This window comes from Allobosea sp. GW822-FHT05A11 (genome assembly GCF_058800455.1).
The window spans coordinates 719,049-743,041 of record NZ_JBXAMI010000001.1; the positions used below are offsets into that span (position 1 = coordinate 719,049).

At 67.5% G+C, this 23,993-nt stretch carries 26 protein-coding genes; 12 read left to right on the plus strand and 14 right to left on the minus strand.

Annotated features, from left to right (window positions below):
• Window positions 1–50: 50 nt before the first annotated feature.
• From AC1RLU_RS03470 to AC1RLU_RS03485, 4 genes are all read left to right on the plus strand, one after another.
• Window positions 51–578, plus strand: a complete 528-nt coding sequence (locus AC1RLU_RS03470) for an adenine phosphoribosyltransferase (RefSeq protein WP_061970256.1) — start codon at window positions 51–53, stop codon at window positions 576–578.
• A gap of 6 nt (window positions 579–584) precedes the next feature.
• A complete protein-coding gene (mtnA, locus tag AC1RLU_RS03475) occupies window positions 585–1,694 on the plus strand; it encodes an S-methyl-5-thioribose-1-phosphate isomerase (protein WP_492793881.1) in 1,110 nt (369 codons plus the stop codon).
• Window positions 1,691–2,335 (plus strand): class II aldolase/adducin family protein, encoded by a 645-nt coding sequence (locus AC1RLU_RS03480; protein ID WP_492793883.1) that lies wholly within the window; start codon window positions 1,691–1,693, stop codon window positions 2,333–2,335. Before mtnA ends, AC1RLU_RS03480 begins: the two co-directional genes overlap by 4 nt.
• A 129-nt stretch (window positions 2,336–2,464) precedes the next feature.
• Window positions 2,465–3,679, plus strand: a complete 1,215-nt coding sequence (locus AC1RLU_RS03485; RefSeq protein WP_142112916.1) for a GGDEF domain-containing protein — start codon at window positions 2,465–2,467, stop codon at window positions 3,677–3,679.
• Window positions 3,680–3,694: 15 nt separating this feature from the next.
• On the opposite strand, the gene AC1RLU_RS03490 is transcribed toward AC1RLU_RS03485, so the two are convergent.
• Entirely contained in the window at window positions 3,695–4,708 is a 1,014-nt protein-coding gene (locus AC1RLU_RS03490) for a MaoC family dehydratase (RefSeq protein ID WP_492793885.1), read from the minus strand.
• Window positions 4,709–4,722: 14 nt separating this feature from the next.
• A complete protein-coding gene (gene ychF, locus AC1RLU_RS03495; protein ID WP_091856275.1) occupies window positions 4,723–5,820 on the minus strand; it encodes a redox-regulated ATPase YchF in 1,098 nt (365 codons plus the stop codon).
• Between the two features lie 206 nt (window positions 5,821–6,026).
• Here ychF and AC1RLU_RS03500 point away from each other — a divergent pair, with 206 nt between their 5' ends.
• Window positions 6,027–6,632, plus strand: coding sequence for a hypothetical protein (locus AC1RLU_RS03500; protein ID WP_492793887.1), 606 nt, complete (start codon window positions 6,027–6,029; stop codon window positions 6,630–6,632).
• Window positions 6,633–6,635: 3 nt separating this feature from the next.
• Here the strand turns inward: AC1RLU_RS03500 and pth are convergent, their stop codons facing one another.
• From pth to AC1RLU_RS03535, 7 genes are all read right to left on the minus strand, one after another.
• Window positions 6,636–7,250, minus strand: a complete 615-nt coding sequence (pth, locus tag AC1RLU_RS03505; RefSeq protein WP_061969501.1) for an aminoacyl-tRNA hydrolase — start codon at window positions 7,248–7,250, stop codon at window positions 6,636–6,638.
• 150 nt (window positions 7,251–7,400) lie between these two features.
• The gene (locus AC1RLU_RS03510; protein ID WP_061969500.1) at window positions 7,401–8,021 is read right to left on the minus strand and encodes a 50S ribosomal protein L25/general stress protein Ctc; all 621 of its coding nucleotides are present in this window, start codon (window positions 8,019–8,021) and stop codon (window positions 7,401–7,403) included.
• Window positions 8,022–8,156: 135 nt separating this feature from the next.
• Window positions 8,157–10,010: a putative bifunctional diguanylate cyclase/phosphodiesterase gene (locus AC1RLU_RS03515; RefSeq protein ID WP_492793889.1), complete on the minus strand. Its 1,854-nt coding sequence runs from the start codon at window positions 10,008–10,010 to the stop codon at window positions 8,157–8,159.
• A 108-nt stretch (window positions 10,011–10,118) separates the two neighbouring features.
• Window positions 10,119–10,682 carry a VUT family protein gene (locus AC1RLU_RS03520; RefSeq protein WP_061969498.1) on the minus strand — a complete coding sequence of 188 codons (564 nt, stop codon included), beginning with the start codon at window positions 10,680–10,682 and terminating at the stop codon, window positions 10,119–10,121.
• Complete coding sequence (gene queC, locus AC1RLU_RS03525) at window positions 10,679–11,401, minus strand: 7-cyano-7-deazaguanine synthase QueC (RefSeq protein ID WP_492793890.1); 723 nt, start codon at window positions 11,399–11,401, stop codon at window positions 10,679–10,681. The genes AC1RLU_RS03520 and queC overlap by 4 nt, the downstream gene beginning before the upstream one ends.
• Window positions 11,402–11,411: 10 nt before the next feature.
• A complete protein-coding gene (locus AC1RLU_RS03530) occupies window positions 11,412–12,356 on the minus strand; it encodes a ribose-phosphate pyrophosphokinase (RefSeq protein ID WP_061969495.1) in 945 nt (314 codons plus the stop codon).
• A 196-nt stretch (window positions 12,357–12,552) separates the two neighbouring features.
• Window positions 12,553–13,113, minus strand: coding sequence for a hypothetical protein (locus AC1RLU_RS03535; protein WP_091856280.1), 561 nt, complete (start codon window positions 13,111–13,113; stop codon window positions 12,553–12,555).
• Between the two features lie 242 nt (window positions 13,114–13,355).
• Between AC1RLU_RS03535 and AC1RLU_RS03540 the strand changes: the two genes are divergently transcribed.
• The 6 genes from AC1RLU_RS03540 to AC1RLU_RS03565 all read left to right on the plus strand — a co-directional run bounded on the left by AC1RLU_RS03540 (window position 13,356) and on the right by AC1RLU_RS03565 (window position 18,631).
• Entirely contained in the window at window positions 13,356–13,610 is a 255-nt protein-coding gene (locus tag AC1RLU_RS03540) for an accessory factor UbiK family protein (protein WP_047577935.1), read from the plus strand.
• A gap of 325 nt (window positions 13,611–13,935) precedes the next feature.
• A complete protein-coding gene (locus AC1RLU_RS03545; RefSeq protein WP_061969490.1) occupies window positions 13,936–14,442 on the plus strand; it encodes a type III secretion system chaperone family protein in 507 nt (168 codons plus the stop codon).
• A 115-nt stretch (window positions 14,443–14,557) separates the two neighbouring features.
• On the plus strand, window positions 14,558–15,379 hold the full coding sequence (proC, locus tag AC1RLU_RS03550) for a pyrroline-5-carboxylate reductase (protein WP_091856281.1): 822 nt from the start codon (window positions 14,558–14,560) through the stop codon (window positions 15,377–15,379).
• A gap of 66 nt (window positions 15,380–15,445) precedes the next feature.
• Window positions 15,446–16,183 carry a TetR/AcrR family transcriptional regulator gene (locus tag AC1RLU_RS03555; RefSeq protein ID WP_492793892.1) on the plus strand — a complete coding sequence of 246 codons (738 nt, stop codon included), beginning with the start codon at window positions 15,446–15,448 and terminating at the stop codon, window positions 16,181–16,183.
• A gap of 121 nt (window positions 16,184–16,304) precedes the next feature.
• Window positions 16,305–18,275 carry a methyl-accepting chemotaxis protein gene (locus AC1RLU_RS03560; protein WP_492793893.1) on the plus strand — a complete coding sequence of 657 codons (1,971 nt, stop codon included), beginning with the start codon at window positions 16,305–16,307 and terminating at the stop codon, window positions 18,273–18,275.
• A complete protein-coding gene (locus AC1RLU_RS03565; RefSeq protein WP_091856284.1) occupies window positions 18,272–18,631 on the plus strand; it encodes a tRNA-binding protein in 360 nt (119 codons plus the stop codon). The genes AC1RLU_RS03560 and AC1RLU_RS03565 overlap by 4 nt, the downstream gene beginning before the upstream one ends.
• A gap of 1 nt (window position 18,632) precedes the next feature.
• Here the strand turns inward: AC1RLU_RS03565 and AC1RLU_RS03570 are convergent, their stop codons facing one another.
• Entirely contained in the window at window positions 18,633–19,559 is a 927-nt protein-coding gene (locus tag AC1RLU_RS03570; protein WP_492793895.1) for a pyridoxamine 5'-phosphate oxidase family protein, read from the minus strand.
• Complete coding sequence (locus AC1RLU_RS03575) at window positions 19,549–20,187, minus strand: glutathione S-transferase (protein WP_492793896.1); 639 nt, start codon at window positions 20,185–20,187, stop codon at window positions 19,549–19,551. The genes AC1RLU_RS03570 and AC1RLU_RS03575 overlap by 11 nt, the downstream gene beginning before the upstream one ends.
• Window positions 20,188–20,286: 99 nt before the next feature.
• On the opposite strand from AC1RLU_RS03575, the gene AC1RLU_RS03580 reads away from it, so the two are divergent.
• Entirely contained in the window at window positions 20,287–21,186 is a 900-nt protein-coding gene (locus tag AC1RLU_RS03580) for a LysR family transcriptional regulator (RefSeq protein ID WP_492793897.1), read from the plus strand.
• A gap of 8 nt (window positions 21,187–21,194) precedes the next feature.
• Here AC1RLU_RS03580 and AC1RLU_RS03585 read toward each other — a convergent pair whose 3' ends face one another.
• From AC1RLU_RS03585 to AC1RLU_RS03595, 3 genes are all read right to left on the minus strand, one after another.
• On the minus strand, window positions 21,195–22,484 hold the full coding sequence (locus AC1RLU_RS03585) for an ATP-binding protein (protein ID WP_082617599.1): 1,290 nt from the start codon (window positions 22,482–22,484) through the stop codon (window positions 21,195–21,197).
• A 164-nt stretch (window positions 22,485–22,648) separates the two neighbouring features.
• Entirely contained in the window at window positions 22,649–23,392 is a 744-nt protein-coding gene (locus AC1RLU_RS03590; protein ID WP_492793898.1) for a response regulator, read from the minus strand.
• Window positions 23,393–23,486: 94 nt separating this feature from the next.
• Window positions 23,487–23,990: a MarR family winged helix-turn-helix transcriptional regulator gene (locus tag AC1RLU_RS03595; protein WP_492793900.1), complete on the minus strand. Its 504-nt coding sequence runs from the start codon at window positions 23,988–23,990 to the stop codon at window positions 23,487–23,489.
• Window positions 23,991–23,993: the final 3 nt, after the last annotated feature.

Genomic DNA, 23,993 nt, shown 5'->3' on the forward strand with positions numbered 1-23,993 from the left:
CGGCCCGGCGTCGGACCAAGGCCTCCGTCAGTTCTTCCGAGACGGTGTCCATGAACCTTGCCGACAGCATCCGCGCGATCCCCGATTATCCTCGGCCCGGCATCGTCTTTCGCGATATCACCACGCTGCTCGGCGATGCGCGGGCCTTCCGCCGGGCGGTCGACGAACTGGTGCAACCCTTCGCGGGCCTGAAGATCGCCAAGATCGCCGGGATCGAGGCGCGCGGCTTCATCCTGGGCGGGGCCGTGGCGCATCAGCTCTCCGCCGGCTTCGTGCCCGTTCGCAAGAAGGGCAAGCTGCCGCTGGAGACGCTGCGCGCGACCTATGCGCTCGAATACGGCACGGACGAGATCGAGATCCATCGCGACGCGGTGCAGCCGGGCGAGCGCGTCCTGCTGGTCGACGACCTGATCGCCACGGGCGGCACGGCGGAGGCGGCGGTCAACCTGCTCGCGGGCTTAGGCGCGGAGGTCGTTGCGGCCTGCTTCATCGTCGACCTGCCGGAACTCGGCGGCGCCGACAAGATCCGGCGGCTCGGCGTGCCCGTGCGGACCCTGGTCTCGTTCGGCGGGCATTGAGCGGGGATGAAGATCAACGGCCAGCACTACCGGACGATCTGGCTCGCGCAGGATGGCTGGCGCGTCGTCGTGATCGACCAGACGCGCTTGCCGTTCCGCTTCGAGACGGTGGCACTGGGCTCCGCCGAGCAGGCGGCCGATGCGATCCGCAGCATGGTGGTGCGCGGGGCGCCGTTGATCGGTGCGACCGCGGCGTATGGCGTGGCCCTGGCGATGCGGGCGGACGCCTCGGATGCGGCTCTCGATGCGGCACTCGCCCTGCTTGGCGCGACGCGGCCGACCGCCGTCAATCTGCACTGGGCGCTGGCGCGGATGCGTGGTGCCCTCGCAAGCCTGCCCGCGACGGCGCGTGCCGAGGCGGCCTATGCGGAAGCCGCGGCGATCTGCGACGAGGATGTCGACTTGTGCCGGGCGATCGGCGAGCACGGCCTGCCATTGATCGCGGAGATCGCAGCGCGAAAGCCCGTCGGCGAGCCGGTCAACATCCTCACCCATTGCAATGCCGGCTGGCTTGCCACGGTGGACTGGGGCACGGCGCTGGCGCCGATCTATCTCGCCCATGATGCCGGCATTCCCATCCATGTCTGGGTCGACGAGACCCGGCCCCGCAACCAGGGCGCGGCGCTGACGGCCTACGAGCTCGGCTCCCATGGCGTGCCGCATACGGTGATCGTGGACAATGCCGGCGGCCACCTGATGCAGCACGGGCAGGTCGATCTGGTGATCGTCGGCACCGACCGCACCACGGCGGCGGGCGATGTCGCCAACAAGATCGGGACCTATCTCAAGGCACTCGCGGCGCATGACAACGGCGTGCCCTTCTATGTCGCGCTGCCTTCGCCGACGATCGACTGGAGCATCAGCGACGGCCTCGCCGATATCCCGATCGAGGAGCGCGCGGCCCGCGAGGTCACGCATCTCTCCGGGCTCGCCGATGACGGTGAGGTCAGGTCCGTGCGCATCGTCGCGCCGGGCAGTGGTGCGGCCAACCCGGCCTTCGACGTGACGCCGGCGCGGCTCGTCACCAGGCTCATCACCGAGCGCGGTGTCTGCGCGGCCAGCGTTGAGGGCCTCGCACAACTCTTTCCCGACCTGGCGAGCAGGGGCACGGCATGAGCGAAACGGAATTGCGGCAGGAGATCGTCTCGGTCGCGCAGGCGATCGACCGGGCCGGGTTCTGCCCGTCGAAATCGGGCAATGTCTCGGCTCGTTTTGGCGATGGCCTGCTGATCACGCCGTCGGGCCTGCCCTATGCCCGGACACGCCCTGAGGACCTGATCCATCTCAGCCTCGACGGCACCATCCTGAATGGCAGCCGCAAGCCGTCCTCCGAATGGCCTTTCCATGTCGCGATCTACCGGGCGCGATCTGATGCGCAGGCGATCGTGCACACCCATTCGCCGCGCGCCACGGCCTTGTCTTCAACGCGGCGCGGCATCCCGGCCTTCCACTACATGATCGCGCTTTGCGGCGGTGCCGATGTGCGTTGTGCCGAGTATGCGACCTTCGGCACGCCCGAGCTTGCCGAGAACGCGGTGAAGGCGCTGGAGGGCCGCAAGGCCGTGCTGCTCGCCAATCACGGCGTGATCGCGCTCGGCCAGACCCTGGCGGGCGCGCATACCATCGTCGCCGAAGTCGAGAACCTCGCCGGGCAGTATCTCGATATCCTCGCGGCGGGGATCGAGCCGGTCATCCTCGATGCCGCCGAAATGGAGCGCGTCGGCGCCAAATTCGCGGGCTACGGCAAGGTCGGCTGAGCCGCGTCAGAGCGCCCGATCGGGCAGGCAGGCCGCCGGCCGGGCAAATGCGGCCGACCGGTTTAAGTTTTCGGCAATGGCAACACCGGCATAACGGTTGCCGCCTTCCTCGCCTGGCAAGAGACATTCGTGTCGCTCGACTATCAGTCCCTCCTGACGGCTTTCACCCTTTCGGGATGCGGATTGGCCGCAGCCTTCCTCGTCAGCTGGCTCGTTTCCAGGAAGGAAGGCTTCCTGATGGCCTGGACGATCGGCGTCGCGCTGATGGCCGTCGGCGTGCTGATCTATGGCGGCTATGTCAGGACGATGTCGCCGATCGTGGGGGCAGCCGGCTACACGGTTCTGCTGACGGGCCTCGCCTTCGTCTTCGGTGCCGGCCGCGAATTTCGCACGCGGGTTCTGCCCTGGCGCAGCATGGCCATCATGGCAATCGCGTCGTCGGCAGCCATGGCTGTGCCCATGCTGGCCGGCTATAACGGCATTGCGATCATCGGGCTCAATGTCGCGGCCGCGGCCATTCTGTTCGCAACAGCCTGGGACTATTGGCTCGGCCGGGCAGAAGCCAGGCTGGCGATCATGCTGTTGACCGGCCTGTATGTCCTGACCGGGCTATCCTTCGTTCCTTGCGCCGTTCTGCTGCTGCTGGATGGCCGCTGGGCTCTGCCGGGCATCCCCTCGAACTGGGCGGAAGACCTCAATATCGTCGTCTGCCTGACCACGCTCGCCGGCATCGGCGCGCTGTCCCTGGCCCTGAACCAGGCGCGGCTGGCGCGCGGCCACAAGCGCGACGCGGAAACCGATCCGCTGACCGGCCTGCTCAACCGGCGCGCGCTGCTCGACCGCATCGCGACCGAGATCGAAGGGCCCGCCGCCCTGATCATCTTCGACATCGATCACTTCAAGCGGATCAACGACATCCACGGCCACCTGGCGGGAGACGAGGTGTTGCGGGCGTTCGGGGAGATCCTGCTGTCCTGTCGGTCGCAAGGACTGGCCGCACGGCTCGGCGGCGAGGAATTCGCACTGCTGCTGCCGGGCGATTCTCTTGTCGCGGCGGCCATCGCGGCCGAAAACGTGCGGGGGCGCCTCGTCAAACGTCGTTTCGCAGCGAGCGGTGCGGCGTTCGGGTGCACGCTCAGCGCAGGCGTCGCTCATGCGAAGGACAGCGTCATCGATTTCGATGCCTTGCTTCACGAGGCGGACAAGGGGCTCTACGCAGCCAAGCGGAGCGGGCGCGACCGGGTCGTGGTCGCATCGGACGATGAAGCGTTCCTCGCCCAGATGCGGTCTTCCTCCGAGGTGCCGCGCGGGCCCGTCGATCTCGTCAGGCTCAAGACCGGCTGAGGTCCGTCTTCGCGGTCAATCCGGCTTGCGCTCGACGAAAACGCAGCCGTCGAAGCTGAAGACCTCTTCGCCGTGCTGGTTGATGCCGGTGTTGCGGTGGAAGAACAGCCCCCATTGCGGGCGAGAGGTGCTCTCGCGCTTGTCGATCACCTGCGAATGGTAGGTGATCCGGTCCCCGGCAAAGACGGGTTTCGTCCAGCGCAGGTTCCTGAAGCCTGGAGAGGAGCCGAGGCGCGCGGGGCGATCCGACGCCACCGCCAGCTGGCGCTTGCGATGCAGGACCATGCAGGCCATCCAGACTGCGGCCGTGTGCCAGCCGGAAGCGGCGAGCCTGCCGAAGGAGCTCCGGCGCGCCGCCGCTTCGTCCATGTGGAAGGGCTGGGGATCGAAACTGCGGGCGAAGGCGACGATCTCCTCGGGCGTGAAGAGGAAGCTGCCGAGTTCGCTGCTCTCGCCGACCGAAAGCTCCTCGAAGAAGCGCGGCGGCTCGGGCGGCTCGGAGGAGGCTTCCAGCGGGCTCTCGATGGCGGGGCGCTCGTACACCGGCGCATGATCCAGCCAGGGACCGGCCGGATGCCGGCCGATGGCGGAGCCTTGGCGGCCGAACATGATCCAGTTGGTCTGCTCCAGCACCGGCTCGTCGCGCTGGTTCAGCAGTTCGAGCCGGAAGCGCACGAGGCCCATTTCGGGGCGCGAGCGCGAGGCCTTGCTTTCCAGCACGGTGCGCCGGGCGCTGACGCTGTCGCCGGGGAGGAGGGGACGCAGCCACTTCACCTCGTCGATGCCCGGCGCGCCCATGCTGGCGGAATCGAGCAGGAAATCCTCCGCCATGAGTCGCATCAGCAGCGCGCAGCTATGCCAGCCGGAGCCGATCAGGCGGCCGACGAAGCTCGCCCTGGCGGCCTCGGGATCGACATGGAAATCCTGCGCGTCATAGCGCGAGGCGAAGGCGACGATGTCGTCCTGCGAGACGTCGAGGCTGCGCGATCGGGCGCTCTCACCCGGGACGAAATCCTCGAAATACGACATGGCCGGCAGGGCCCTCAGTTCGCGAAGCGGAAATGCAGCACGTCGCCATCGGCGACGACGTACTCCTTGCCTTCGAGGCGGAACTTGCCGGCCTCGCGCGCACCGGATTCGCCCTTGTTGGCGATGTAGTCGTCGAAGGCGATGGTTTCGGCGCGGATATAGCCCTTCTCGAAATCGGTATGGATCACGCCTGCGGCCTGCGGCCCCTTGGTGCCCTTCTCGATCGTCCAGGCGCGCGCTTCCTTCGGGCCGACGGTGAAATAGGTGACGAGATGGAGCAGGCTGTAGCCGGCGCGGATCACGCGGTTCAGGCCGGGTTCGTCGAGGCCAACGGCCTCCAGGTAGTCCTTCTGGTCCGCGACCGGGAGCACGGCGATCTCGCTCTCGATCTTGGCGGAGACGACGACGGCGACTGCGTTCTCCTCGGCGGCGCGAGCCTTCACCTGTTCGGAGAAGGCGTTGCCCTTGTCGGCGCTGGCTTCCTCGACATTGCAGACATAGAGCACGGGCTTGGACGAGAGCAGGCCGAGCGTCTCGAAGGTGCGGCGCTCGTCGGCCGCGACCTGGACGAGGCGGGCCGGCTTGCCGTCGCGCAGCAGCACGAGGCAGCGATTCATCAAATCGGCCAGCTCCTTGGCTTCCTTGTCGCCGGTCTTGGCCTTCTTCTCCAGCGGCAGGACGCGCTTCTCGAGGCTTTCGAGATCGGCCAGCATCAATTCGGTCTCGATGATCTCGATGTCGTTGATCGGAGCGACCTTGCCCTCGACATGGGTGATGTCGCCGTCCTCGAAGCAGCGCACGACATGGGCGATGGCGTCGCATTCGCGGATATTGGCGAGGAACTGGTTGCCGAGGCCTTCGCCGCGCGAGGCGCCGCGCACCAGCCCGGCGATATCGACGAAGGTCAGCCGCGTCGGGATGATCTCCTTGGAGCCGGCGATGGCGGCGAGCTTCTCCAGCCGCTCGTCGGGCACGGCGACGTCACCGACATTCGGCTCGATCGTGCAGAACGGATAGTTCGCCGCCTGGGCCGCGGCCGTCTGCGTCAGCGCGTTGAAGAGGGTCGACTTGCCGACATTCGGCAGGCCGACGATGCCACATTTGAAACCCATGATCGCCTGTTCCGTTGCCCGTGGCGGATCGCCTGTGCCGGGCGTGAAGCTTTGAAAGTTGCGGTCTTATTGGGGGGCTTGCGCGATAAAGACAAGTGCCGCGCGCCTGATGGCCGCTGCGTTCCTCACGCGAACGTGCATGGCAGGCGAGCTGATGCGGGTGCTGGATCGGGCGGGCCGCCTGTCGCGGCGTTCGGAGCCTCGTCATGAAGCGTTTTCGTCTTGCGTTCGCCCTGTCGGTCTTCGCCCTTGCCGGCAGCGTAGCCATCGCCCAGGCGCCAGGAACGCGGTTGCGCGGCACGGTCGAGCGCGTGGAAGGAGCGACGCTGGAGCTCAAGGCCGCGGACGGGCGCGAGCTCAAGGTCGCGCTCGCGCCGGGCTACTCGATCGGCGGCATGGTGGCGGCGAAGGCAAGCGATATCGCCAAAGGCAGCTTCATTGGCGTCGGCGCCAAGCCGCAGGCCGACGGCACCTTGCTCGCGGTGCAGGTGGTAATCTTCCCGGAAGCGATGCGCGGCACGGGCGAGGGACATCGGCCCTGGGGCGTGCTGCCGGATGCGACCATGACCAATGCGACGGTGGCCGAGACGGTCTCGCGGGTCGACGGCGCCAATCTGGTGCTGAGCTATCCGGGTGGCGAGCAGAAGGTGGCGATCACGCCGGAGGCGACGATCCTGATGGCAGCGCCTGCCGAGGCGAGCGAGCTCAAGCCCGGCGCGCAGGTCGCGATGACGGCGAGCCGGCAGGCGGATGGCAGCTACAGCACGAGCCGGATCACCGTGGCGAAGGCGGGTGCCAAGCTCCCGCTCTGAGGATCAGCCGTCGCTCTTTTCACCGAGCCGCTTCACGGCGCCGTGGCCACGCGCATCCATGAAGAGATGGACCTTGTTCTGGAAGCCGGCGTCGTCATGGGCGGCGAGGAGGGCCGCATGGTCGGCACAGGCCGTGCAGAGATCCTCGACCCAGGGCTGCTCGGCCTTGCCGAAATCGTTCAGCACGTAGCTGTGCACCAGTTCCTTCAGGCCGGGATGGCCGATGCCCATGCGCACGCGGCGATAGTCGTTGCCGATCGCAGCCGTCGTCGAGCGCAGGCCGTTATGCCCGGCATTGCCGCCGCCGAGCTTGACGCGCAGCTTGGCGGGGGCGAGATCGAGCTCGTCATGGAAGACGACGACATCGGCCGGAGCGACCTTGAAGAAGCGCGCGGCCTCGCCGATCGCGCGGCCCGACTCGTTCATGTAGGTCTGCGGCTTGAGCAGGATGACCTTTTCGGTGCCGATCGTGGCCTCGCAGGCCTCCGCCTGGAAGCGGGCGCGCCAGGGTGAGGCGCGGTGCAGGCGCGCGATCTCGCCAAGGGCCATGAAGCCGATATTGTGGCGGTTGCGGGCATAGCGCGCGCCGGGATTGCCGAGGCCGGCGAAAATCAGCATGGCGGGGCTCCGCAGACTTGTTCGTTCAGCATCGGATCCGCCCGAAGGCCGGACACCGTTTTTCGGTTCGATGCCATAGCAAAACGGCCGGGAAACCCGGCCGTCTCGTGAGCGTTCGAGGTGAAAGCGGCGCCGGCTGGCGCCGTTTCATCAGGCCTTGGCTTCAGCCGCGGCTTCCTCAGTCTCGGCGGCCTCAGGCTCGGCCTCGACGGTCGGCGCGGAGATCGTGACGATCGTGGCGTCAGCGCCGACAGAGAGCTTGGCGCCGGCCGGGAGCTTGATCGCGTCGGCATGGACGGAGTCGCCGACATTCAGGCCGGCAACCGAAATGTCGATGGAATCCGGGATGCTGTCCGGCTCGACGGTGACTTCGAGGGCGTGCTCGATGATCTGGACCAGGCCGCCGCTCTTGACGCCGGGGCTGGCTTCCTGACCGGTGACGTGAACCGGAACCTGGACCGTGACGGTCTGGCCCTTGGCGACGCGCAGGAAGTCGACATGGATCGGGAAATCCTTGACCGGGTCGAGCTGGTAATCGCGCGGAATGACGCGCTGCTTCTTACCGGCGACGGCGATCTCGAAGATCGTGGTCAGGAAGTGGCCGCCGAAAATCAGCTGGCGGGTCTTGTTGGCGTCGAGCGCGATGGCTTCGGGAGCAGCCCCCCCACCATAGATCACGGCAGGCGTCTGGCCCTGGCGGCGAACAGCACGGGCGGCCCCCTTGCCGACCTGTGCGCGCGCCGAAGCCTCGATTTGCTTCACGGCGGTCATGTTGGATGTCCTTGACTTGTAAATGACAAGGCCGCCTCGTGGCGGCCATCGGATTTATGCGTTCAGAGCCTCCAAGGGTGTCAGCCGAACGCTGGGGTGCTCATAGGCGAAAACCGCCGCGATCTCAAGCCCGGCTCAGGCGGCGTTGGCGACGAGGCCGCGCGTGGGGGCGGGCGCCTGGGTCGGCTGGGCGAAGCGCTGCAGCCATTCGCGGATGATCGAGGCCGGAACCGGCGGCGAATAGAGGTAGCCCTGGCCGAGGCCGCAGCCCATTTCGCTGAGGCGCTCGGCCTGCGCCTGCTTCTCGATGCCCTCCGCGACGATCTTCATGCCGAGGCGGCGGGTCATCGTCAGCAGGGCCTCGATGATGATCTCGCTGCGGGCGCCGCTGTCGATCGAGCCGACGAAGGAACGGTCGATCTTGATGATGTCGATCGGGAAATCGAGCAGGTGGGTCAGGGAGGCGAAGCCGGTGCCGAAATCGTCGAGCGCGACCGGCGAGCCATTGGCGCGCAGCGCTTCCATGGTGCGCGCGACGCCATCCTTGCGCCCGCCCATGAAGACCTGCTCGGTGACCTCGATCACGAGCTGCTGCAGCGGTACGCCGGCCTTCTCCAGCGTGCGGGTGGCGCGCTGGACGAGGTCGCCCTTCTGGAAGTCGGCCGAGGTGACGTTGACCGCGACATGCTGGAAATTCAGGCCGCTCGCGCGCCACTCGGCCATGTCGGCGGCCACCGCCGTCAGCATCTGGGTCGTGGTGCGATGGGCGATCTTCGGATCGCGCAGGGCGTCCTGGAATTCGCCGGCCGCGATGATGCGGCCGTCGTCGAGGCGCATCCGGGCCAGGGCTTCGAGGCCGACGACCTCGTTGGTGTCGAGGCGGATGACCGGCTGGTAATAGGGGATGATCCGGTCGTCGCCGAGAGCGCCCGCGACATCCCGCCGGGTGCGGATGCGATGCATCATCGCGCTGCGCAATTGCCTGCGGAAGCGGACATAGCGGCCGCGCCGGGTTTCCTTGGCGTGGTAGAGCGCGAGGTCGGCGTTCTGCCGCAGCGTGACGGTGTCCTGGCCGTCCTCGCCGGCGATGACCCCGCCGATGGTAATGCCCGGCACGAGGCTGTGGCCGTCATGGTCGAACGGAACCGCGACCGCCGCCATCGCGGCCGAGGCGAAGGCACGCATACGCGCAGGTTCCCTGCAATCGGGGACGAGAACGGCGAACTCGTCGCCGCCGATCCGGCAGGTGAGGCAGCCGGCCAGCGCGACGTCGAGCCGCCGGCCGACCACGGCGATCAGCGCATCCCCGGCGGCGTGGCCGAGCGTGTCATTGACCGTCTTGAGATGATCGATGTCGATCAGCATCAACCCGTAGCGGCGGCCGGCCGCGCTCATCTCCGCGATGGCGCTGTTGAACTGGCTGCGGTTCGGCAGTCCGGTCAGCGTATCGAAATAGGCGAGGCGGTGATTGCGGGTGCGGACTTCGTCATGCTCGATGGCGATGGCGCAGAGATGGACGCAGGTCGCGACGATCCGGCGTTCGAGCGCTCCCGCACGGCGAGCCGTCCTGAAATAGAAGGCGAAGGCACCGACCACCCGCCCGTCGCGCGCCTTGATCGGCGTCGACCAGCAGGCGCGCAGGCCGAGCGGCAGGGCGAGATCGGTATAGGCCCGCCAGAGTGGATCGGTGGCGATGTCGGTGACTTCGACGGGCTCGCCGCGGAAGATCGCGGTTCCGCAGGAGCCGACCTCCGGGCCTGCCGGCACGCCCTTGATGGCGCCGACATAGTGCGGGGGCAGGCTGGGCGAGGCGAGAGGCTGGAGGCAGCACTGGTTGTCGATGGCGACGACCGAGCAGATGACGCCGGGCGAGATCGCCTCGGCACGATGACACAGGCGCTCCATGCATGCGATCAGAGGCTCGCCGCGCGCGATATCTTCAAGAATATCGTTCTGCAGAGCCTGCAGGCGGCCCGAAGGTCTGGTCACGGAGTTCCCGACAGAGTGCTCGTCGAAGAACCCCGATCCTGGCGCAAATGCCTTAAAGTCAGATTGAGGCGACGCCTCAAACTTTACGCGGCGGCGCGATGCCTGGAATCAGGCGGCGACCAGGCCCAGCCGCTCGTCGCGGCGGCGCAGGAGGTGCATCAACGGCAAGGCGAGCAGCACCATCCAGGCCTTGCCGATGATCTGGCCGGCGAGAAAGTCGAGGCTGCCGAAGGCGAGATGCAGGAAGACGAGGCTGTCGACGACGAGGCCGATCACGCTGGAGGCGAAGACGGCCGTGACGAAGCGCCGGCGCTGCAGGGGCGTGTAGACCGCGAAATCGGCGAGCTCCGAGAGCAGGAAGGCTGCGACCGAGGCCAGCACGATGGCAGGCGGCGCGAGCATCGCGGAGATCAGGGTGCCGACCGCGATGGCGCCGAGACCAGCGAGCGGGCCAAGGCGGCGCTGGACGATGTCGCGCAATACCAGGGCAAGGCCGACCATCAGGACACCGCTCGGCGCCATCACGCCCGGCCAGACCGGGACGAGGCAGGGACCGTTCGGCACGCAGACCGCGCCGGCATTGCCGATCATCCAGTTGGCGGCGGGAATGGTCAGGCCGAACAGGACGAGGGCGATAACGCCTTCCGTCAAGCGCTGGCGGTCACGGGTCATAGGTCAAGTCCGCTGTCGTCGGGGGCTGCGAGGTAAGCCGCGAAGCCTTTTGATCGCAAATCGCAGGCCGGGCAATGGCCGCAGCCATAACCCCAGCCATGCCGGGTCGTCCTGTCGCCGAGATAGCAGCTATGGCTGTCCTCGATCACGAGATCGAGCAGGGCCTGGCCGCCGATTTCGCGGGCGAGTGCGAAGGTCTGCGCCTTGTCGCGCCACATCAGCGGCGTGTGCAGCACGAGCCGGCGGTCGAGCCCGAGATTGAGCGCGACCTGCATCGCCTTGATCGTGTCGTCGCGGCAATCGGGATAGCCGGAATAGTCGGTCTCGCAGACACCGAGCACGATGTGCTTGAGGTCGCGGCGATAGGCGAGCGCCGCGGCGAAGGTCAGGAAGATCAGGTTGCGGCCGGGCACGAAGGTCGAGGGCAGGCCGGCATCCGTGAAAGCGATCTCGGTCTCGCGGGTCAGGGCCGTCTCGGAGATCGCGCCGAGCGCCTTGAGATCCACGACATGATCGGGGCCGAGCCGCTCGGCATAGCGGGCCGAGAGCGTGGGAAGCTTGGCGCGGATCGTCTCGCGGCATTCCATCTCGATGCGATGGCGCTGGCCATAGTCGAAGCCGATCGTCTCGACCGCGTCGAAGCGGTCGAGCGCCCAAGCCAGGGTCGTGGTGGAATCCTGGCCGCCGGAGAACAGGACGAGGGCGCGGGAGTTACCCAAGCCTAACCTCTCAGTCGAACAGGCTCGACACGCTGGTCTCGCTCGCGGTGCGCTCGATCGCCTCGCCCATCAGGCCGGCAATCGAGATGACGCGGATATTGCGCGCGACCTTCACGGCCTCGGTCGGCATGATCGAGTCGGTGATCACCAGCTCCTTGAGCTTGGACGAGGCGATGCGGGCGACCGCGCCGCCGGAGAGCACGCCGTGGGTGATATAGGCGAAGACCTCCTTGGCACCCTGCTCGAGCAGGGCGTCGGCCGCGTTCACCAGCGTGCCGCCGGAATCGACGATGTCGTCGATCAGGATGCAGGAGCGGCCCTCGACCGAGCCGATGATGTTCATGACCTCGGATTCGCCCGGCCGGTCACGACGCTTGTCGACAATGGCGAGCGGGGCGTCGATGCGCTTGGCGAGCGCGCGCGCCCGGACCACGCCGCCGACATCCGGCGAGACGACCATGGCGTTCTTCCATTCCAGCCGGTCCTTGATGTCGCGCGCCATCAGCGGGGCGCCGAACAGGTTGTCGGTCGGGATGTCGAAGAAGCCCTGGATCTGGCCGGCATGCAGATCGAGCGTCAGCACGCGGTCGACGCCGGCATGGGTGATCAGGTTGGAGACAAGCTTGGCCGAGATCGGCGTACGGCCGGAGGCGCGCCGGTCCTGGCGGGCATAGCCGAAATAGGGGATCACCGCCGTGATGCGGCGCGCCGAGGAGCGGCGCAGCGCATCCGTGATGATCAGCAATTCCATCAGGTGGTCGTTGGTCGGGAACGAGGTCGACTGGATGATGAAGACATCCTGTCCGCGCACGTTCTCCTGGATCTCGACGAAGACCTCCATATCGGCGAAGCGCCGGACGGAGGCCTTGGCGAGAGGGATGCTGAGGTGGTTGCAGATCGCCTCGGCCAGCGGACGATTGGAGTTGCCGGCGACGACTTTGAAGTGAGAGGCCATGCCGTAGCGCACCGTTGCATCAAGGCTGAGCAGGGAGGGCCGGCATTGCCGGCTCAATTCGAACGGCTCTTAACAGCGCGGTTGGATGGAGTCGACCGCTGCAGTGCAATATCGACGGCCAAAAAGCGCAGGGCGCTGCGCCGTGACCCGGAAACCACTGCCGCAGCGTCGCTGCACAGCGGATCCTGGCGTGGCCTCAGCTCTTCTTCGGGTCCGTCGCAGCGACGCGGGTGCCCGGCTTCGCGGGTTTGCCGGTCTTGGTCTCGGTCTTGAGCGTCTCGACGGCCGGCGTGGTCACGAGAAAGCCCGCGATCGCATCCATCGAGTCGGAGGCGGCCTTGGCGACGACCGTCTGATCGATGCCGGCCCAGGGATCGGAACCGCCACTGCGCTTGCCGATGCTCTCGCCCTGTACGCGCTGGGCGCGCTGCTTGGTCGAATCATAGACATCCCAGACGAAGGCGAGCGAGGTCTGGCCGTCCTCGGTCGGCTGTGCCGTGAGGTAGCCCTTGACGCGGAAGCGCGCCGGCTTGTTGCCGGGGACGATCTCCATCTTGCGCTCGGCGGCGGCTTCGCCGAGCAGGCCCGCGAAGCTGGTGGTGACGTTTTCGGGCGCTCCGGAGATGCTCTGGACCGAGACCGGAACGCCCGGCGCATCGACGCGCGGACGGGCCGCGGTCTGGGTGGTTTCCTGGCAGCCGGCGAGCGCCAGCGCAAAAACCGGCCCCAGAACGAGGCCGCTAAAACGGTTGATCATGACGCCTCCCGCCCTTTGGGCTGTGGACCGCTTCGAGATTCCCTGTGCCGCTGTTCTAGGCTCAACGGATGGCGAGGTCCAGATCGGGCAGGTCGAGCGCCTCGGCGGCGGCTCCGCCGGCGAGATGAAGTCCGGCCCATCGGGGCAGCGGGCATGCCCGGCCTCCGGTCGCAATTGCGGCTCCCGCCTGTGCTGCCTATAGGCTGTCGGCAGAGAGTTTCGCGCCTTTAAGGGAGAGAGCCATGGTGAACCCCGGCAACCGTATCCTCGACGATATCGCCCGTCTCGCCACCGATGCCGCCGGCGCGGCACAGGGCGTGCGGCGCGAGGTCGAGACGGTGGTGAAGACGCAGATCGAGCGCCTGCTGCGCGATCTCGACGTCGTCACCCGCGAGGAATTCGAGGCGGTGCGCGAGATGGCGCTGATCGCCCGCGAGGAGAACGACAAGCTCGCCGCGCGGCTGAAGGCGCTGGAGGAGAAGCTCGGCAAGGCCTGAGAACGGGCCGGGGTTGCTTCAAGAGCGGCCCCCGGTTGCCCTCAGGTTATGTCCACAGCCATGTGCTGTGGACAGCCCTTCGGGGGGATTGAGCCCGCCGGCCGAATCCGCGGAGCTTGGCGCCGTGTTGGGAGCGTCACAGCGCCTGCGCTATCGTCGGTGGAAAGAATTGATTCGTCGGGCGGATTCGTCCTGCCGCGCCGAATGGGAGCGCCTCTTTCAGAGGGGTTCCGGAGGTGTGTTGCGTTCCTTCGGCTTTCCAGTCGCCGTGTTCCTGTTCTCGAACGCGCCGGAGCCTTTCGCTCCGGAAGGTGGACCCTAGGGCATGATGGACCTCGATATGGATGCCGAGCTGGATCGGCCTTCCAACCCGCTTGACCTGTTTGAACGCCTCGCCGCCCTCAACGACTGGTCATTCGATCGCGACAGCGAGGATGAGCTCTCGGTCTCCGTGACCGGCGGCTGGTCGGAATACCATGTCGCGATCACTTGGCTCGCCGAGGTGGAAGCGCTGCATATCGCCTGCGCCTTCGACCTCAAGGTGCCGGAGCGGCGGCGTGGCGAGGTGCTGCAGCTCGTCAGCCTCGTCAACGAGCAGCTCTGGCTCGGCCATTTCGACCTCTGGAGCAGCGAAAGCGTGGTGATGTACCGCCACGCCCTGCTGCTTTCCGGCGGGGCCGAGCCGACCGAAGAGCAGGCGATCGCGCTGGTCAAGGCTGCGGTCGAGGCCTGCGAGCGCTACTATCAGGCCTTCCAGTTCGTCGTCTGGGCCGGCAAGACCGCGAAGGAAGGCATGGAGGGCGCGATCTTGGAGACGGTCGGCGAGGCCTGAGGTCGCGCCGACGTCATGGCCGGGCTTGACCGGGCCACCTCTTGCAGGCTCTGGTTCCGATATGCTCAGGCGCCAGCCCGGCATGACGCCCTGTTCCCAAGCGACGAGAACCGCCATGACCGCTTCCCTGCCGCAATCGCTCGTCCTCATCGGCGCCGGCAAGATGGGCGGCGCGATGCTGGAGGGCTGGCTGCGCATCGGCATCGATCCGAAGGGAATCAGCCTGATCGATCCCAAGCCGTCGGACGAAATGGTAGCGCTCGCCAACGACAAGGGCATGCGACTCAATCCGTCCGCCAAGGATATTCCCGCCGCCGATGTCGTCGTGCTGGCGACCAAGCCGCAGATGCTCGATACGGCCGCGCCTGCGGTGCAGGCCTTCATCCATCCGAGGACGCTGCTGATCTCGATCCTCGCCGGCAAGACGCTGGGCGATCTTTCGGCGCGCCTGCCCAATGCCGGCGCGATCATCCGTGCCATGCCGAACCTGCCGGCCGCGGTGCAGCGCGGCGCTACCGCTGCGGCTCCCGGCAAGGGCGTGAGCGCGGCGCAGCGCGCCACCGCCGACGCGCTGCTCGGCAGCATCGGCAAGGTCGAATGGCTCGACGACGAGGGGTTGATCGATGCGGTGACGGCGGTGTCGGGCTCAGGCCCGGCCTATGTCTTCCATCTCGTTGAGTGCCTCGCCGCTGCTGGCAAGGATGCCGGCCTGCCGGCCGATGTCGCGGAGCGTCTGGCTCGCGCGACTGTGGAGGGTGCCGGCGAGTTGCTGTTCCAGTCGCCGCTTCCGCCCGGCACGCTGCGCCAGAACGTGACCTCGCCCGGTGGCACGACGGCAGCGGCACTCGAGGTGCTGATGGCGGAAGACGGCATGAAGCCGCTGATGCGCAAGGCGGTGGCTGCTGCGAAACGTCGCGCTGGCGAGCTTTCCGGCTGAACCGCCTTCCACCTGCCACGATAGCGGCCTAACCTCTTCTCATTGCGAAGCGAGAGGAGCTGCCCCATGGCCCGCAAACCCGTTTCCACCCCGCCCCAGGCGGCGGCGCCTGCGGCCGATCCGCGCCGTCGCGCCGTCGATGCGCTGATGAAGCTCGCCGTCGAGCGACGCTGGGACGAGATCGAACTACCGGATATCGCGACCGAGGCCGGACTGACGCTGGCGCAACTGCGCGGGCTGTTCCCCTCCAAGCTCGCCATGCTGGGCGGCGTGACCCGCATCGTCGACGATGCCGTCCTGGCGGGCTCCTCGGACGATCTCGCCGGCGAGCCGGTCAAGGAGCGCTTGTTCGACCTCGTGATGCGCCGGCTCGATGCGATGGCGCCTTACAAGGCAGGTCTGCGCAAGATTGCGCCGGTCATCCGGCGCGATCCGCTGGCGCTGGCGGCGCTCAATCGCGGCGCCGTCAATTCCTGGCGCTACATGCTGGCCTCGGCCGGCATCCCGACCGAGGATGCATTGGGTCATCTGCGGGTGCAGGGCGCGGTTTTGCTGATGGCGCGCGTCTCGGAGGCCTGGCTCGACGATGACGAGCCGGAGCTGTCGAAGACGATGGCCCGGCTCGACCGCGAACTGAAGACGGCGGGGCGGATCATGGCGCGCGTCGAGGATGTCCATCGGCTGACGGCGCCGTTCCGCGGGTTGGCGCGGGCGATCTGCTCCGGGCGGCCGCTGAAGGCGCGCCGGCGCGAACGGGCCTCCGAGCGCGGCGAGGATAACGAGGACTACGCACCGGCGATCTGAGGGCCCAACGGGTTCCTCACGCTGCCTGCGACAAAATGTGGCGAAACTGCGCCAATGTTAAGCGTGCCTTAGCCAATCCTGCGCGAATGAGGGGAATTCCCCCATCGCGCAGGATACGCGAATGTCGTTCACCAGGAAGCTTGCGACCCTTTCGATCAGCCGTTCCTTCGGCCTGATCGCGGCCTTGGCCGTGCTGATCGCCGTCGGCGCCGTCGGCTATACGCTGAATGCCGCCCGCAACGAGATGATCACGCTCAAGCGGGCCGAGATGAAGAATGCGGTCGAAGCCGCCGCGACGACGGTCAAGGGCTACCTGGCGCGCGTCCAGGCCGGCGAGCTGAAGGACGAGGATGCCAAGAAGCTGGCGATGGATGCGCTCGGCAGCGCGCGCTTCGACAGCGGGAACTATTACTTCCTCATCGATTACGACGGCATCAGCGTCCTGCACGCCAACAAGAAGATCCAGTCGACGGACATGAAGCCGCTCAAGGACGCGGACGGCAAGTTCTTCGTCCAGGAGATGGTCGCGCTGGCGAAGGCGAAGACCGAAGGCTTCGTCGATTATGGCTGGCTCAAGGCCGGCGACAAGGATCCGTCGCTCAAGATTTCCTACATCATCGGCATCCCGCAATGGCAGTGGGTGGTCGGCTCCGGCCTGCATGTCCAGGATGTCGATGCGGCCTTCATGAGCATGGTCGGCGGCGTCGCCAAGGTGCTGGTGCCGCTCGGCCTCGTCATGCTTGGCCTCGTCATCATCCTCAGCCGCCGCGCCTCCGGCATGCTGCATTCGCTGCGCGGCTCGATGGAGGGTCTGGCCGCGGGCCAGCTCGACACCACGATCGCGCATCAGGAGCGGCCCGACGAGATCGGCGCCATGGCGCGCACGCTGGTCGTCTTCCGCGATGCGGCCCTCGCCAAGGAGGCGATGGAGACCGACAAGCTCAGGATGGAAGAGGAGGCTGCCGGCCATCGCAGCGCCGCCGATGGCGAGCGCCGGCGCAACGAGGCCGAGCGCGCCGAGCATGCCCGCGTGCAGGCCGACGTGGTGCTGGCTCTTGGCCAGGGGCTGGAGCATCTCTCGGATGGCGACCTGACCTACCGGATCGAGGCCGCCTTCTCGGCCGAATACGTCAAGCTCAAGGACGATTTCAACGGCGCCATCGCCAAGCTGCAGGATGCGATGCGCCAGATCGCGACCAATACCGACAGCATGAAGGCGGGCTCGACCGAGATCAGCCAGGCGGCGGACGACCTCGCCAGCCGGACCGAGCAACAGGCCTCCTCGGTCGAGGAGACCGCGACGGCACTCGACGAGCTCACCGCCACGGTCCGCCAGACGGCGGAAAGCGCGCGCCTTGCCAACCAGGCGACGGAGCAGGTCAAGACCGAAGCCGAGCAGTCGACCAGCATCGTCCGCGATGCGGTGACGGCGATGGGCGGCATCGAGAAATCGGCCCAGGAAATCTCGCAGATCGTCGGCGTGATCGACGAGATCGCCTTCCAGACCAATCTGCTCGCGCTCAATGCCTCGGTCGAGGCAGCCCGCGCCGGCGATGCCGGCAAGGGCTTCGCGGTCGTGGCCTCCGAGGTGCGGGCGCTGGCGCAGCGCTCGGCTTCCGCCGCCAAGGAGATCAAGACGCTGATCGACGCCTCGACCATCGAGGTCGAGAAGGGCGTCACGCTGGTCGGCCAGACTGGCGGCGCGCTCCAGCGCATGGCTTCTGAGATCACGCGCGTCACCTCGCTCGTCGCCGAGATCGCCGGTGCGGCGCAGGAGCAGGCCTCGGGCCTCCAGGAGGTCAATTCCGCCGTTGGCGAGATGGACCAGGCGACCCAGCAGAACGCCGCGATGGCCGAGCAGTCGACCGCCGCCGCGCATTCGCTCTCGCAGGAGGCCGACCGGCTCTCGTCGCTGGTCGCGCGCTTCCAGCTCGGCGGCGACGTCGCAAAGCTCAAGGCGATCTCCCAGACCATGCGGGCGGCCGTCGCTGCGGCGCCGCGCCCGGCGGCTCCGCGCGCCAAGGCCTCCAGCGGCAGTGCCGCTACGGCGCCCAAGACCGATGCGCGCGACGACGGGTGGGCGGAGTTTTGAGCGCGCCTTCCGAACCGGCCGCCCAGATCGGCTTCGACGATTTCCTGAAGGTCGACATCCGTGTCGGCACCATCGTCGAGGCCGAGCCCTATCCCGAGGCGCGCAAGCCCTCGATCAAGCTCGTCATCGATTTCGGCGGCACGATCGGCCGGAAGAAATCCTCGGCGCAGATCACGAAGCACTATCGGCCGGAAGATCTTCCCGGCCGGCAGGTCCTCGCGGTGGTGAATTTCCCGCCGCGCCAGATCGGCAGGTTCATGTCGGAAGTGCTGACGCTCGGCATTCCCGATGCCGAGGGCGAGGTCGTCCTGATCGGGCCGGGGCAGGCGGTGCCGGTCGGCGGAAGGCTCTTCTAGTCTAGGCGGCTGCCGCCCACAGGCCGGTCTGCAAGGTGGTCGGCGCGAATTCGGGTGCCGACCAGCGCAGCGGCAGCGCATGGACCCGGCGCCAGCCGCGCCGGACATGGAAGCGCCACAGGCGCTCGGCGCCATCGAGCCGCGCCAGTTCCGGTCCCTGCCAGAGGATCTCTGCCTCGCCCTGCAATTGCAGCAGCGTGCCCGTCTGGAAATCGACGAAGAGCAGCGCGGCACGCGGCTCCTGCAACAGGTTCCCGAAGGTGTTGAAGTAGTTGTTGCCGGCGAAATCCGGGATGGTGAGCGTGTCGCCATCGATCCGGACGAAGCCGGGGCGGCCGCCGCGATGCGAGATGTCGACGCCGCCGGGTTCGCTCTCAGGCGCAGCGACGCTGGCGATGAAGAGCGTATCGGCTGCGGCGATCAGTGAGCGCGCCTGCGCATCGAGGCTAGTCAGCTCCGATGCCGACGCGGCGAGCTCATTGCCATCCTGAACCCGGTTGCGGACCTGGATATACTTCGCGCAATTGCCGAAGCTCTGCGCCACCGCAACCGTGAAGCCATCCGTACCGACGGTCTCGATCTGGCCATTGGCGCGGTTGCGGCGGCGGGTTTCCAGTTCGAGCCCGAGCAGGCCGATGGGGCTGTCCGGCCGGAAGGATTCGAAGACCGGATCATCCCCAGAGGGCAGGGCTGCGATCGACAGCGTGGTTGGGGTTGGGCTTTCCACGAAGCCGGGCTTGGCGGCCAGCGCGGTCGCCAAGGGCCAACCGCCCGAGTCGGGCACGCCGGCGAAGAGCCAAGGCAACTGACCGAAGAAGATGCGGTGCTGATCCGGCATGAACTGGCGAATGCCGGCACCGCGAGAGGTGACGCCGGCCAGCGCCTGCGCCGCCAGCTCACCGGCATGGAAGGGGCCCTCAGGCAGCATCGTCGTCGAGCTCTGCGGGAAGGGGCGAAGGCGGGATCGGCTTGAAGAAGGGCAGGGCCTCGATGCGCGCGAGCCAGTTGCGCACGGCCGGATAAGGCCTCAGCGAGATGCCGCCTTCGGGCGCATGCGCGACATAGGAATAGCAGGCGAGATCGGCGATCGTCGGGTGAACGGTGGCGAGATAGTCGCGCGTCGCCAGATGCTCTTCCATGAAGGCGAGCAGCTTGGCCGCGATCCGCTGGGCGCGGGCCTTGTCGTCCTTCAGGCCGAACTGCGTGATCAGGCGCGCGATCGAGGGGCCGTGCATGACCTCGCCGGCGGCGATCGAGAGCCAGCGCTGGACATTGGCTGCGCCGATGGGATCAAGCGGCAGCCAGGCGCTGTCCGGGGCATAGCGGCGGACCAGATAGACCATGATCGCATTGCTGTCGGCGAAGGTGAGGTCGCCGTCTTGCAGCACGGGAATCTGGCCGAGCGGGTTGAGCTTGCGGAAGGCATCGCTCCGCCGGACATCGGCCGGGGCCTCCTCGTTGCGATAGGGCAGGCCAAGCGCGAGCAGCAGCAACTCGACGCGGTGGGCATGACCTGAAAGGGGCGTTCCGTGGAGGATGATCTCTGGCGACGGCATGGCGGTTCTCCTGCTTCTGCCGGGCATCATGATCGTTTCGCTCAACTGCTGTAATCTGCTATCGGTTGAACTCAGAATTTCGATTTTCGGAACGATGAGATGGACCGGATCGAGGAACTGGCGATCTTCGTCGCGATCGTCGATGCCGGCAGCCTTGCCGGTGCGGCGCGGCGCCTGCGCAAGTCTCGCCCGGCCGTAACGCGGGCGCTGGCCGGGCTGGAGGAGCGGGTCGGGACGCAACTGATCGCGCGGACGACACGGCGGCTGACCCCGAACGATGCCGGCCGGCAGCTTGCCGCGACGGCGCGGCGCCTGCTCGTCGATTACGAGGCGGCGCTCGGTGTCGCGGCGGCGGAGCCGGTCAGCGGCCTTCTGCGCATCACCGCGCCGCTTTCCTTCGGCCGGCGGCATGTCACGCCGCTGGTGAACGAGTTCCTCGACCGTTACCCGCAGGTGCAGGTCGAGCTCGTGCTGGCGGACCGGAATCTCGACCTGATCGAGGAGGATTTGCAGCTCGCGGTGCGGATCGGGCCCTTGCCGAATTCCGGCCTGCTGATGTGCAAGGTCGGCGAGGTCCGGCGCATCCTCGTCGCCGCGCCGTCCTATCTCGCCAGCTGCCCGCCCTTGCGGCGCCCGGTCGACATCGCGACGCATGAGACCATCGCGAGCGTCGCCGCCAACCAGACGCTGACCTGGCGCTTCGGCGGGCCGCGTTCGGGCAGCGCCGTGGTGCTGACACCGCGCCTGATCGTCAACGAGGTGGAATCGGTGCTGATCGCGGCGCGGGCCGGGCGGGGGCTGGCGCGGGTGCTGTCCTATCAGGCGGCGGAGGATCTCGCTTCAGGAGCGCTGGTCCGTCTGCTCGCGGAGTTCGAGCCGCCGCCGCTGCCCGTGCAGCTCGTGGTGCCGGGCGGACGGGCGCCGGCGCCGCGCGTGCGCGCCTTCATCGACCATGCGGTGGCGCGATTGCCCGCGCTTGCGCCGATCGGGGCCGGCTGAGGCCGATTCTAGACCGGCAGCCGGACGGTCGCCCGCAAACCGCCGAGCGGGGAGTCGCCGAGCATGATGTCGCCGCCATGGGCGCGGGCGATATCGCGCGCGATGGCAAGGCCGAGCCCCGTACCGCCGCCATCGACATTGCGGGCCTCGTCGAGGCGGAAGAAGGGGCGGAAGACCTCCTCGCGCTGGTCCGGCGGGATGCCGGGGCCGTCATCATCGACCATCACGATCAGGTAGCGCGCATCATGGGTCGCCCGGATCGCGATGCGGTCGCCGTAGCGCGCCGCGTTGGAGACGAGGTTGGTCAGCAGCCGGCGGAAGGCGTCCTGGCGGATCACGACGAGCGGATCGCCGACCACCGTCAGCTCGGTCTGGTGGCCCTGACGCTCGGCATCGGACTTCAATTCCTCTAGCAGGGAGCGGATATCGGCCTCGACCGCGGTCTCGCCGGCGTCGCCGCGGGCGAAGGCGAGATAGTCCTCGAGCATGCGGCTCATCTCGTCGACGTCCTTCTCCAGCGCCTCGATTTCCGAGGAGCGCTCCATCAGGGCGAGCGAGAGCTTGAAACGGGTGAGGATGGTGCGCAGGTCGTGGCTGACGCCGTTCAGCATCGTCGTACGCTCGCCGATCGAGCGCTCGACACGCCGCTTCATCTCGATGAAGGCATTGCCGGCGCGGCGGACCTCGCGGGCGCCCCGCGGCCGGAAATCGGCGTCGCGGCCCTTGCCGAAGGCTTCGGCCGCATCGGCGAGCTTCAGGATCGGGCGGATCTGGTTGCGCAGGAACAGCACCGCGATCGTCAAGAGGATCAGCGATGTCCCGATCATCCAGAGCAGGAAGATATGGCTGTTCGAGGCATAGGCCGAATTGCGCCTTGTCAGGATGCGCATCACGTCCTTGCCGAGCTTGACGCGGATCTCGATCAGGCTGGAGCGGCCGACCGTGTCGAGCCAGAACGGGCGGGCGACCTGCTGGCTGAGTTCCGTCGAGAGCGCGTTGTCGAGCAGCGAGAAGAAGGGGCGCGGGCCCGGTGCCGGCAGGTCGGAATCGGGGATGATGTCCAGGTCCATCCCGAGCCGCTCGGCCGCGATGCGCGACAGCGTCGTGGTATCGGCATCCTGCGGATAGCTCTCATAGACATCGATCAGCATGGCGATGTCGGCCGAGACGGCCGAGGAGAGGCGCTGCGTCACGGTCTGCCAGTGCCGCTCCATGAAGACATAGGCGATGACCGATTGCAGCAGCACGACCGGCGCGATGACGATGACCAGCGCGCGCGGATAGAGCCCCTTGGGCATGTAGCGCGCGATGATCTGCAAGGGCCGGCCGATGCGCTTGATCGTCGGTCGTACGGCCTTGCCGAGATTGTCCAGTGCCTTTTCCAGCCCGGCAAAGGCGCGCGCAAATCCACGCGCGACGGAGCGCAGCGCAGACGAGCCTTTCCTGCCGGGTTGCAGCGGCGTCACGAGCGATCCGTCACCAGCCTGTAGCCGACACCGCGCACGGTCTGGAGATAGAGCGGGTCGGTCTGGTCGCGCTCGATCTTGCGGCGCAGACGGTTCATCTGGACATCGACGGTGCGGTCATTGGCGGCCGAGCCCTGCGCCGCCAGCTCCTCGCGCGGCACGACCTCGCCGGCGCGTTCGGCCAGCGCCGTCAGAATCTCGCGCTCGCGCTCGGTAAGGCGGATGGTCTCCTCGCCCTTGCGCAATTCGCCGCGCGCCAGCCCATAGATGAAGGGGCCGAAGCGGACGAAATCCGGCCGCGTGCCGGATTGCGCGGCTTCGACGACGAGCGTGCGCTTCAGGATATTGCCGAGCCGCAGCAGCAATTCGCGCGGCTCGAACGGCTTGGAGAGATAATCGTCGACGCCGATCTCAAGGCCGTTGATGCGGTCCTTGCCGTCGGCGCGGGCGGTCAGCATCAGGATCGGCACGGCGGAGCCACCGCGGAAGCGGCGCGCGAAGTCGAAGCCGTTTTCGCCGGGCATCATCACGTCGAGCACGATCGCGTCGAAGACGAGATTGCCCAGCCGTGTATCGGCCTCGACCGCGTTGGCCGCCGTCGTCACCCGGTAGCCGTTATCGCCGAGGAAGCGGCCCAGCAATTCGCGCAGGCGCCGGTCGTCGTCGACAACGAGGATGTGGGGCGCCTCGTCGGGCAGGGGCTTGCGGGCCGGCTTCGCCAGGGTCTCGGTTGCGATCATCTCGCGCCTTTCTCCTGCGCCGGTGTCGGCCGGCGCGCTCGCGGTGCAGGGCTCCCATAGCATAACGCGCGGAGCCGGTCGCCGCTAAGTGAGCTTAGGGCTTGTCGAGAAGGCGCTCGACTTTCGGCCGCTCGCCGGGGTCGATCAAGGCGGCGAGATAGCGGGCGGCTATGGCTGCGGTCTCTGGCGCTGCGCCTTCAAGCGCGCGGTTGATGCGCTTCGCCTGGAGACGGACGAGGCGCAGCGCCAGATCCTGGCCCGAGGGCGTGGTGTGGAGATGGCGCTGGCGCTTGTCCTGCCGGCCGGTGCGCTGCTCGATATAGCCCTTCTCGACCAGCTCCTTGAGGACGCGGTTCAGGCTCTGCTTGGTGATCTGCAGGATGTCGAGCAGTTCGGCGATGGTCAGGCCCGGCCGGCGCTGGACGAAGTGCAGGACGCGATGATGGGCGCGGCCGAAACCGTAATCGGCGAGGATGCGGTCGGGGTCGCCGACGAAGTCGCGATAGGCGAAGAACAAGAGCTCGATCAGGTCATGCGGCACCGCCTCGGAGGAGGGCCTGAGCGGCAGGTCTTCTGCGTCGGACGAAGGTGAGGCCAAAAC